We start from the raw sequence: 10,526 nt of genomic DNA, 5'->3' as shown, positions 1-10,526 counted from the left end.
GGGAGAGCTTTTTGCCTACTTTTTGGCGGCGCAAAAAGTAGGTCGGCCGCCGGGACGAAATCCCGGCTGGGCCTGGCTACTAACCAAAAACCGCGAGCCACAACGCCTTCACAGCGTCTCGATGGGCAGCCAACCCAGCGGCAGCGTCCGCATCCAACGCCGTCGACTGCTCATCCAACCTCGCCTTGTGCTGCACCCGCCGCAACTCCCGATACGCATCGGCCGCCGCCACGCCAACTCCCGACGGCAGCAGCCCCAGCGACTCCGCCAGCCGCAGCAGCGCGATATTGCCCAGGTCGTCCTGCAACTGCGGATGCGCCGCCGAATGCGCCAGCACCAGCACCTGCACGGCGAACTCGGCGTCCATCATGCCGCCCTCGCTGTGCTTCACGTCGAACAGCCCCTCGCGAACGGGCCGCGCCGCCCGCACCTTCTCGCGCATGGCCTGCACCTCACGCTTCAAGGCCTCGGTATCGCGCGGCGCCGTCAAGACCTGGCGCCGCACGCTTTCGCAGCGCTCGGCCAGCTCGGCGTTGCCCGCACAGAAGCGCGCCCGCGTGATGGCCTGGTGCTCCCAGGTCCAGGCGGTGTTGCTGCCCCGGCCGGTCTGGTAAGCCTCGAAATGCGCCAGCGACGTGACCAGCAACCCGGAGTTGCCATTCGGCCGCAGCGCCGTGTCGATGTCGAACAACTCCCCCGCCGATGTGCGCAGCGTCAGCCAGGTGATGAGGCGACGCAGGAAGGCGCCGTAGATCTCGCTCGCGTTCTCGTCGTCGTCATCAAAGACGAACACCACGTCCAGGTCGCCGCCATAGCCCAGCTCCTTGCCACCGAGCTTGCCGTAGGCGATGACGGCCAAGCGCGGCTGCTCGCGGTGAGCCTTGCCAAAGCGGGCCCAAGCCCAGGTAATGGCGATCTGCAGCACGGCGTCGGCCAGCAGCGACAAATCGTCAGCCACCTGTTCCACCGTGATGCGGCCCTCGACGTCGCGCACCAACGTGCGGAAGACCTCGGCGTGGTGGGCGCGGCGCAGCGTGTCCAGCAGCGACTCCTCGTCGGCCTGGCCGCTGCGGGCCCAGCCCTTCTCGCGGTCACGCAGGTCCGTGAGGAAGGCCTCGCGGTCGAAGCGGGCCGTCAGCAGCAAGGGGTCGGCCAGCTCGTCGATGACGCCCGGATGCTGCATCAGATAGCGCACGGGCCAGCGCGCCAGGCCCAGCAGGCGCAGCAGGCGCGCCTGCACGGCGGGGCGCTCGACGAGCATGGCCAGATAACTCTCGCGGCGCAGCAGGGGCTCGACCCAGTCGACGAAGCGCACCGCTGCGTCGAGTGAGCATTCATCGGCCTCGACGGCCTGCGCGGCACGGTGGAAGAGCTTGGCCAGGCGCTGGCGTGACTCCTCGCGCAGACCTTGCACACGCGGCGTCTCTGCCAACGCGCGCACGGCCACGGCCAGCGCCTCGGGCAGGCGCTGCAGGAAGTCTTCGCCATCCACGGTGGGCTTTGGGCCACCGCACTGCCCGCCCTTGCAGCCGCCCTGCGGCGCCGCGCCGCCCTCGTGCAGCAGCGCGTCGAACTCCATCGCCACCAGCTCGCGCACTTCACCCAGCTGCTCGAACAACTCACAGGTTTCGCGCGAGCACTTCAAGCCCAGCGACGCGGCGATCCAGGCCAGATCGGCGTCGCCCTGCGGCAGGCAATGCGTCTGCTGGTCGTCCAGGAACTGGATGCGGTGCTCGACGCGGCGCAGGAAGACATAGGCGTCGCTCAGGCGCCGGGCGGTCTCGGCCTTCATCAGGCCGCTGGCGGCAACCTGCGCCAGCGCCTTGACGGTGGAGCGCGTGCGGATCTCGGGGAACTGGCCACCGCGCACCACCTGCAGCAGCTGCACGGTGAACTCGATCTCACGGATGCCGCCGCGCGACAGCTTGACGTCGTTGGCGCGCTCGGGCCGCCCGGCGGCGCGGGCCTTGGCCTCGCTGCGGATCTTGCCGTGCAGCTGCCGCAAGCCTTCGAAGACGCCGTAGTCCAGGTAGCGGCGGTAGACGAAAGGCGTGACGAGGTCGCGCAAGGCCAGCGTGCGCGGATCGCTCGGCGCGCCGGGGCCGCCGAGCGGCGCGACGACGCGGCTCTTCAACCAGGCAAAGCGCTCCCACTCGCGGCCCTGCACGAGGAAATACTCCTCCAGCATGGCCAGGCTGACTGCCGGCGGGCCGCTCTTGCCGTTGGGGCGCAGCGCCAGGTCGACGCGGAAGACCTGACCGTCGTCGGTCACGTCGCCGATCAGCGCGTAAAGGCGCTTGGCAACGTTGGCAAAGTATTCGTGCGCGCTGATGGGCTTCCTGCCCTGCGTCTCGCCGTCATCCTCGTAGACATAGATGAGGTCGATGTCCGACGACACGTTCAGTTCGCGCGCGCCGAGCTTGCCCATGCCGAGCACCCAGAAGGCGATGTCGCCGCCCTCCGCATTGCGCGGCTCGCCGTGTATTTCGTCCAGCTCGGCGCGGGCGGCCGTGAGGGCGCGGTCCAGCGTGACCTCGGCGAGATGAGTCATGGCCAGCGTGACATCCGCCACGCTCGCGCCCTGCTCGATGTCCAGCACCGCCAGCCGTTCCAGCACCAGGTGGCGGGCCACGCGCAGGGCACTTGCGAGCGGCCGATCCGTGAGCAATGTCTCGATCAGTGCGCCGATGACGGCCCGGTCGGGCAAGCCCGGTTGAAGGAGCGGCAGCTCGGCCGCATAACGGCGCCGGACCCGCTGCACATAGCGGCTGTGTTCAGCAAAGACGGGAAACAGTTCGCTCATATCCCTGTGCTAGATTGGCCGCCGGCCGGTTCCCACTGCCCCAAGACAACGTGTCTGACATCTTCTCGGCCGCCCTCAACCACTGCTCCCGCGCCGTCAACTGGCCTTTGCGCCTGTGCTGGCGGGCTCTGCGCTGGGCGCTGCTGCTGCTGGCCCTGCTGTGGGCCTTGGGCGTGGTGGCTTGGAGCGTGTTGCACTGGGCCATTCTCCCGCACGCCAACGAATGGCGCCCCTGGCTGGAAAAGGAAGCCTCAAAGGCCCTGGGGGTAGAGCTGCGCATCGGCCGCATCACCGTCGAGACCGGTGGCTGGATGCCGCGCATGGAGCTGGGCGACGTGCGTGTGCTGGACGCCGGCGGGCGCCCGGCGCTCACCTTGCCGCGCGTGGCGGCCGTGCTGTCGGCGCAGTCCCTGGTCGTGCTGCAGCCGCGCTTTTCGCAGTTGCTGATCGACGCGCCCGAACTCGTCATCCGCCGCGACGCCAACGGCCGCATCTTCATCGGCGGCCTCAACCTTGACGAGGCCGAGCGGACCGACACCGGCACCACCGAGGCCGGCCTGGACTGGCTGTTCAGCCAACCCGAGCTGGCGGTCGTCAAGGGCCGCGTGCGCTGGGTGGACGAGAAGCGCGCCGACGCGCGGCCGCTGGAGCTCGCCGACCTGAACTTCATCATGCGCAACGGCCTGCGCCGCCACCAGCTGCGCCTGGATGCGACGCCGCCGGCCGACTGGGGCCGCCGCTTCACACTGCGCGGCCTGTTCACGCAGAGCGTGCTGAAGCGGCCGGCCGAGTTCCAGCACTGGAGCGGCGAGCTGTACGCCGAACTGCCGCGCGCCGACCTCAGCCAGCTGAAGCGCCATGTGGACCTGCCCTTTCAGCTCAGCGAGGGCGACGGCGCCGTGCGCGCCTGGGGCCAGGTCAAGAACGGCGAGCCGGTCAGCGCGACGCTGGATCTGGCGCTGCGCGCGGTGCGCCTGAAGGTGCTGGCTTCGGCGCCCGAGCTGGACCTGGACCACATCGAAGGGCGGCTGGACCTGGCGCGCAGCAAGGATCGCTTGAGCCTGCAGGCCCATCAGCTCGGCTTCGTCAGCGGCGACGGCGTGGCTTGGCCGCGCTCGGACTGGGGCGTGAGCCTGCAGCTTGGCAAGGCCGACGAAGTGCTGGGCGGCGAGGTCAACGCCCAGCGGCTGGACTTCGCGCTGATGGCCCAGATCGCACAGCGCCTGCCGCTCGGCGAGCGCGCCCACCAGCTGCTGGATGAACTGGCGCCCCGCGGCGTGCTGACGGCCCTTTCCGGCCAGTGGCAGGGCGCGCTGGACGCGCCGCGCAGCTACCGCGTCAAGGCCCAGTTGGACGGCCTGGCCCTGGACGCCAAGCCCGGCGAAGCGGGTCACCTCGGCCGCCCCGGCCTGCGCGGCGCCAGCCTGGCGTTGGACGCCAGCGAGCGCGGCGGCACGGCCCGGCTGGCCGTGCACGACGGCGAGGTCGAGTTGCCCGGGTTGTTCGAGGACCCGCGGCTGCCGATCACGCGGCTGTCCACGCAGTTGAGCTGGCAGCTGCCGCCGTCGACGCCAGCCACGGCCAAGGCGCCCGGCGAGGTGATGCTCAAGTTGCAGGACCTGCAGCTGCAGACGCCCGACCTGAGCGGCGAGTTCGATGTGACCTGGAAGCGACCGGCCGGCGCCACCACGCCGGGCTTCCTTGACATGACCGGCCGCGCCCAGCGCGTGGACGCGACGCGCGTGGCCCGCTACGTCCCCAAGGGCCTGCCCAACACGCGCAGCTACATCGCCCGCGCGCTGCTGGCCGGCGAGGCGCGCGGCACCCATGTCAGGCTCAAGGGCGAGCTGGCCGATTTCCCCTTCGACACGCCCAGGTCCAGCGGCATCTTCCGCGTCTCCACCCAGGCCCAGGGCGTGACGCTGGCCTATGTGCCGCCGAGCGACGTCGGCACCAACTGGCCCGTCATGGAGGGCGTGGACGCCGAGGTCATCTTCGAGCGCGGCGGCATGGAGATCAGGAACGGCCGCGCCAGGGTGCTGGGCTATGAGCTGAGCGGCGTCAACGGCGGCATCAAGGACCTGCACCGCGGCCGCGTGCTGGCGCTGGACGGCAACGGGCGCGGCGCCGGCACCGAGCTGCTGAACTTCGTGCGCAACTCGCCGCTGGACGAATGGCTGGGCCACGCACTGAGCAACACGGCGGCCCAGGGGCCGGTCGCCCTCAAGCTGGGCCTGAGCATTCCGCTGGACGACACCGCGCAGACGTCAGTCAAGGGCCAGCTGCAGCTCGGCGGCGTGGACCTGCGGCTGCGGCCCGAGCTGCCGGCGCTGGCCAGCGCACGCGGCCGCATCGACTTTGACCGCAAGGGCCTGCAGCTGGCCGGCATGACCGCACGGCTGCTGGGTGGCGACGCCGGCATCGAGGGCGGCACGCAGCGCGATGGCAGCATGCGTTTTGCCGTGCAGGGCCAGGCCACCGCCGAGGGCCTGCGCCGCGCCACCGAGCTGGGTGCCGTGGCGCGCCTGGCCCAGGCCGCCAGCGGCCAGACGGGCTACCGCTTCCAGCTGGCCGTGGGCAAGGAAGGCCACCCGGAACTGAGCGTGTCCAGCAATCTGCAGGGCCTGGCGCTGGACCTGCCCGCGCCCGCGCGCAAGGAGGCCGAGACCCAGTTGCCGCTGCGCCTGCTGATCGCACCGACCGGCGCCGGCCGCGACGAGATCCGCCTGGAGGTGGGCGCGGCCGGCGCGCAGCTGCTGCAGGCGCAGCTGCAGCGCGACGTCTCCGGCCCGGTCTCGCAGGTGTTGCGTGCCGCGCTGGCCGTGCAGGACAAGCTGCCCGCCCTGCCCGCTGCCGGCGTGCTGCTGCAGGCCAATGTGGCGACGCTGGACCTGGACGCCTGGCAGCAGCGCCTGGGCGCGCTGGCCGGCGGTGCTGGCAACGGCGGCGAAAGCAGTGAGGGCGGCGACAGCGCTCTCGGCCTGCTGCCCAGCCAGATCGCGCTGCGCAGCCAGGCCCTCAAGGTGGGCGGCCGCCAGCTGGGCCGCGTGTCCGCCGTGGTGGCCCGCGACGGCGCCAACTGGCGGCTCAACGTCGATGCCGAGCAGCTCACCGGGCGGATCGATCTCAAGGGCGTCAAGGGCGGCCAGATCGACGCGGTGCAGGCGCGGCTGACCCACCTGTCGCTGCCGCGCGCCGAGGTCGATTCCGTCAGCGAGCTGATGGACCCGGCCAAGGCCGCGGCCAGCAGCAGCCCGCTGCCGTCGCTGGACATCGAGGTCGACGACTTCGAGCTGCGCGGCAAGCGCATGGGGCGCCTGATCGTGCTGGCCCAGGCGCCGGCCGCCGCGCGCGACTGGCAGCTGGAGAAGCTGCAGATCCTGTCGCCCGACGCGACGCTGAGCGCCACCGGCCGCTGGGGCAGCAATGCTGGCAGCGACGGCCGGCGCCGCACCACGCTGGACTGGAAGCTTGATGTGCACGATGGCGGCAAGCTGCTGGAGCGCCTCGGCCAGGGCCAGGCCTTGCGCGGCGGCAAGGGCGTGCTCGCCGGCCAGGTGGGCTGGGACGGCTCGCCGCTGGCGCCGCATTACCCGACCATGGCCGGCGCGCTGAACATCCAGCTCGACACTGGCACTTTCCTGAAGGCGGAGCCTGGCGTCGGCCGGCTGCTGGGCGTGCTGAGCCTGCAGTCGCTGCCGCGCCGGCTGCTGCTGGACTTCCGCGACGTCTTCGCCGAAGGCTTCACATTTGATGGCGTGACCGGCGACGTGAAGATCGCTGCCGGCGTGGCACGCAGCGACAACATCCGCATCCGCGGCCTGCAGGCGGCCGTGCTGGTGGACGGCAGCACCGACCTGGCCGCCGAGACGCAGAAGCTGCGCGTCGTCGTCGTGCCGGAGGTGTCGGCCGGCGGCGCGTCGCTGGCCTACGCGGCCATCAATCCGGCCGTCGCGCTGGGTGCCTTCCTGGCGCAGATGATCCTGAGCCGACCCATGGCTGCGGCCAACACGCGCGAGTTCCACATCACAGGCACCTGGGACGAGCCCAAGGTCGAGAAAGTGGAAGCGCCGGCGGCAAAGGCAGCCAGCGCGGCCAGCGCAGCGAGCGCGCCGAGCGCACCTTAAGGCAGGTCGCGAAGCGCCCCAGGCCGGTTCGGGCGGGGCGGGGTGTCAGCCTCCAGCGCGCGCAGCTGCAGCCGCAGCCCCGTGTAGCCGCGCAGCTGCAACAGCGCCGACTTCAAGCCGGGCTCGGCCATGAAGAGGGCATCGAAGCTGCCGTCGGCCACTGCCAGATTCAAGCCGCGCTGCAGCCGCTCGGCGAGCTGCGGCCGGCCGGGCGTGACGAAGAAGTACAGCGGCTGCCGGTACTGCAGCGCCAGCCCCGGCAGCTCGACCAGCCCCAGCTCGGCATGCTGCTGCACCTCAACGTCGATCTCCTCCCGGGTGCGAGGGATGAAGTCGAAGCGGCCGGCCTTGAGCATGCGGAACAAGGCATCGAACTTGGGCGTCGCCTCGACGGTGAAGCCGTTGGCGCGCAGGATCTGCGCATCGCTCCAGAAGGTGCCGGCACCGGCGCTCAGCCCGCGCAGCTCTTCCAGCGTGCGCAACTTGCGCATCCTCGGCACGTCAGCGGCCCGCACGAGCAGGAAGCGCAGCTCATTGGTGCCCTTGAGCAGGTTGACGCGCACCGGCAGCGCCTGCGCCTCGCGCTCCGGTGTCGTCGTGCTCCACAGCAGGTCGAGCTGGCCCTCGGCCAGCATCTGGCGCAGGCGCTCGCGCGGGCGGTCGACGGGCGCGTGGACGAGCGTCGGCGGCGGCTCGCCTTCGGCGGTCCTGGCGAGCGCCAGCTTCAGCACCTCAATGAAGAAATCGCCATGCGCGCTGTAGGCCTGAGGGTCGGGCACACGCAGCATCCACGGCGCAGCGCCCCGAGCCGGTGACAGCGCGGCTGCGAAGGGAAGCGCCAGCAGGTGGCGCCGCAGGCGGGACGGGGACGGCATGACGGCTTGATTCTCGTCCCGGGCGACTCCCGCCAGCGTGACTTCTGCCGCATTGCCAACGTTGTCAGCAGTAGCATGACCGACATGAAAATCGCCGCCCTCCAGATGGTGTCCGGCCCCGAGCTGGGCGCCAACCTCATTGCCGCCAGCCAGTTGCTCGAATCCGCCGCCGCGCAGGGCGCCCACCTCGCCGCCCTGCCCGAGTACTTCTGCCTGATGGGCCACCAGGACAGCGACAAGCTAGCCATTGCCGAAGACCTGGGCCACGGCCCCATCCAGGCCATGCTGTCACGCGCCGCGCGTGAGCTGAGGCTCTGGATCATCGGCGGCACCTTGCCCATCAAGGCGGATCAACCTGGCCGCGTGCGCAACACGACGCTGGTGTTCTCGCCCACGGGCGAGGTCGTGGCGCGCTACGACAAGATCCATCTCTTCGCCTACGACAACGGCCGCGAGAGCTACGACGAGGCGCGTGTGCTGGAGGCGGGCAGCCAGCCGACGATGTTTGATGCCGAGGGGGTGCGGACTGGCCTGTCGGTCTGCTACGACCTGCGCTTCCCCGAGCTGTTCCGCAGCTACAACCCCTGCGAGCTGATCGCCGTGCCGGCTGCCTTCACCTACACGACGGGCGAGAAGCACTGGGAGCTGCTGCTGCGCGCCCGCGCGGTGGAGAACCAGTGCTATGTCATCGCGCCGGCCCAGGGCGGCAAGCACGAGAACGGCCGCCGCACCTGGGGCCACAGCATGATCATCGACCCCTGGGGCGAGGTGCTGGCCGTGCTGCCTGAGGGCGAGGGCGTCGTCTGTGCCGACATCGACCCGGCGCGCCTCGCGCAGGTCCGCCAGCAGCTGCCCGCGCTCGCGCATCGCAAGCTGTGACGACCGCTCAACCGCCCCGCAACGTCGCCTGGCTCATCGGTGTGCTGGTCGCACTGGCGCTGTTCGGCAACTACTACGTCTACGACTCCATCGGCCCGGTGGCCGACCTGCTGCAACAGCAGCGCGGTTTCAGCAACAGCCAGGTCGGCTTGCTGAACGCCATCTACAGCCTGCCCAACATCGTCCTCATCCTCGTCGGCGGCATCCTCGTGGACCGCTTCGGCGCGGCGCGCATGACGCTGGTGACAGCAGCCATTTGCCTGGCCGGCGCAGCACTGACGGCCTTCAGCCCAAATTTCACCGGCATGGCGGCCGGCCGCCTCCTGTTCGGCATCGGCGCCGAGACCTTCAGCATCGCCACGCTGGCAGCGATTGCCGACTACTTCGGCGGTCGCAGCCTGGCCCTGGCGATGGGGTTGGCCCTGGCCATTGGCCGGCTGGGCTCCTACAGCGCCGACATGTCGCCCACCTGGTTCGCGAGCGCCTACGCCCAGGGCTGGCAGCAGCCGCTCATCATCGCGGCGGCCATCGCGGCGACCTCGTTCGCCGCGTCGGTCGTCTACTGGCGGGTGGACCGCGGACCGCGTGAGGCCGGGCTGCTGCCGACGGGCCGCACCGCCGAGCGCCTCGTCTGGCGCGACCTGCTGCACTTCGGCCGCGCCTACTGGTATCTGCTGGCGCTGTGCGTGCTGTGGTACTCGGTCATCCTGGCCTTCCGCAGCACCTTCTCGATCACGTATTTCCAGCATGTGCACGGGCTGGACCTGGCCACGGCCGGCGAGATGAACAGTTATGTCTTCCTGGCCGCCGTGTTCGCCACGCCGGCCTTCGGCTGGCTGTGCGACCGCCTCAACCGCTATGCGCCCTTCCTGGCCTTGGGCGCCCTGCTGCTGCCGGTGGCGCTGGCCGTGATGGCGCTGACCAACTGGAGCCTGTGGGTGCCAACGGCGCTGATCGGCGTCAGCTACTCGCTGGTGCCGGCCGTCATGTGGCCGCTGGCCAGCCGCATCGTCGCGCCCAGCCGCTTCGGCACGGCCATCGGCCTGATGTGGGTGGCGCAGAACGCCGGTATCGGCGGCGCCAACCTGGCGGCCGGCTGGCTGAACGACCGCGCGGGCGCCAGCGCCGCCAACCCGGCGGGCTATGCGGCCATGATGGAGTTCTTCGGCATCGCCAGCATCCTGGGCGTGCTGTGTGCCTTTGCGCTGTGGTTCACGGCCGGCCGGCGCCGGCACGAGGTCAAGGCCTCAGCGTGACCAGATCGCGCAGCATCAGGTTGATGTTGCTCCGCAGCGCACGCTCATTGGCGATGCGCAGCCGATCGGACGGCGACAGCACGGCCTCGGTGAAGCCGGCCTCCTCGGTGTTGGCGATGCGGCGCTGGTAGACGAGCTTGCCGCTGGCCTTGTCGACCAGCGTGTAGTGCACCGCCGTGCCCACGGTCACGCCGACGACGGGCACGGTGGGCTGCTCCAGCAGCACGAGCCGGGCCTGCAGCTCGAAGCGCGGCGCCGGTTCGGGCGACGTGGGCCGCATGCCGACGGCGTGGAGCGATTCTTCCAACGCCTGCTGCAACGCCGCAGCGCTGACCTTGGAGCCCCACCACCGCCCCGTCTCGAAGCCGCCTTGCACGGCAGCGACGGCGACCTGGCCCTTCAGTGCGTCAGGCACCCAGCTGCGGATCTGCAGCGCATCGGCCGACACGATGGCCATGGGCAGGGGCTGGCTGGGCGTGCCGCAGCCGGCCAGCACGGAGGCGAGCGCGGCGGCGATGAGGGCAAGGCGTGACATGGGTGACCCATGCTAGGACCAAGCCGCGCCGCCGATGGGCACAAATGCGCC

At 70.6% G+C, this 10,526-nt stretch carries 6 protein-coding genes; 3 read left to right on the top strand and 3 right to left on the bottom strand.

Annotated features, from left to right (window positions below; all coding sequences use genetic code 11):
- Nucleotides 1-79 precede the first annotated feature (79 nt).
- The gene (gene glnE, locus AC0IZJ_RS26295; RefSeq protein ID WP_471854870.1) at nt 80-2,803 is read right to left on the bottom strand and encodes a bifunctional [glutamate--ammonia ligase]-adenylyl-L-tyrosine phosphorylase/[glutamate--ammonia-ligase] adenylyltransferase; all 2,724 of its coding nucleotides are present in this window, start codon (nt 2,801-2,803) and stop codon (nt 80-82) included.
- Nucleotides 2,804-2,853: 50 nt separating this feature from the next.
- Here glnE and AC0IZJ_RS26290 point away from each other — a divergent pair, with 50 nt between their 5' ends.
- The gene (locus AC0IZJ_RS26290) at nt 2,854-6,930 is read left to right on the top strand and encodes a YhdP family protein (RefSeq protein WP_471854868.1); all 4,077 of its coding nucleotides are present in this window, start codon (nt 2,854-2,856) and stop codon (nt 6,928-6,930) included.
- On the opposite strand, the gene AC0IZJ_RS26285 is transcribed toward AC0IZJ_RS26290, so the two are convergent.
- Nucleotides 6,927-7,805 carry a substrate-binding periplasmic protein gene (locus AC0IZJ_RS26285; RefSeq protein ID WP_471854866.1) on the bottom strand — a complete coding sequence of 293 codons (879 nt, stop codon included), beginning with the start codon at nt 7,803-7,805 and terminating at the stop codon, nt 6,927-6,929. The genes AC0IZJ_RS26290 and AC0IZJ_RS26285 overlap by 4 nt on opposite strands.
- Before the next feature lie 75 nt (nt 7,806-7,880).
- Here AC0IZJ_RS26285 and AC0IZJ_RS26280 point away from each other — a divergent pair, with 75 nt between their 5' ends.
- Nucleotides 7,881-8,684 (top strand): carbon-nitrogen hydrolase family protein, encoded by an 804-nt coding sequence (locus AC0IZJ_RS26280; protein WP_471854864.1) that lies wholly within the window; start codon nt 7,881-7,883, stop codon nt 8,682-8,684.
- Nucleotides 8,681-9,940 carry an MFS transporter gene (locus tag AC0IZJ_RS26275; protein ID WP_471854862.1) on the top strand — a complete coding sequence of 420 codons (1,260 nt, stop codon included), beginning with the start codon at nt 8,681-8,683 and terminating at the stop codon, nt 9,938-9,940. The genes AC0IZJ_RS26280 and AC0IZJ_RS26275 overlap by 4 nt, the downstream gene beginning before the upstream one ends.
- Here the strand turns inward: AC0IZJ_RS26275 and AC0IZJ_RS26270 are convergent.
- Nucleotides 9,924-10,475, bottom strand: a complete 552-nt coding sequence (locus AC0IZJ_RS26270; protein ID WP_471854860.1) for a hypothetical protein — start codon at nt 10,473-10,475, stop codon at nt 9,924-9,926. The genes AC0IZJ_RS26275 and AC0IZJ_RS26270 overlap by 17 nt on opposite strands.
- Between the last annotated feature and the right edge of the window lie 51 nt (nt 10,476-10,526).

This window comes from Roseateles sp. AC306, from assembly GCF_979253795.1.
Note: the sequence above shows the minus strand (reverse complement) of the source record. Positions and strands in the feature narration are given on the sequence as shown.

Coding starts and splice junctions, on each gene's coding strand:
- glnE (WP_471854870.1), bottom strand. CDS start 2,803: ATGAGCGAACTGTTTCCCGTCTTTGCTGAACACAGCCGCTATGTGCAG.
- AC0IZJ_RS26285 (WP_471854866.1), bottom strand. CDS start 7,805: ATGCCGTCCCCGTCCCGCCTGCGGCGCCACCTGCTGGCGCTTCCCTTC.
- AC0IZJ_RS26280 (WP_471854864.1), top strand. CDS start 7,881: ATGACCGACATGAAAATCGCCGCCCTCCAGATGGTGTCCGGCCCCGAG.
- AC0IZJ_RS26270 (WP_471854860.1), bottom strand. CDS start 10,475: ATGTCACGCCTTGCCCTCATCGCCGCCGCGCTCGCCTCCGTGCTGGCC.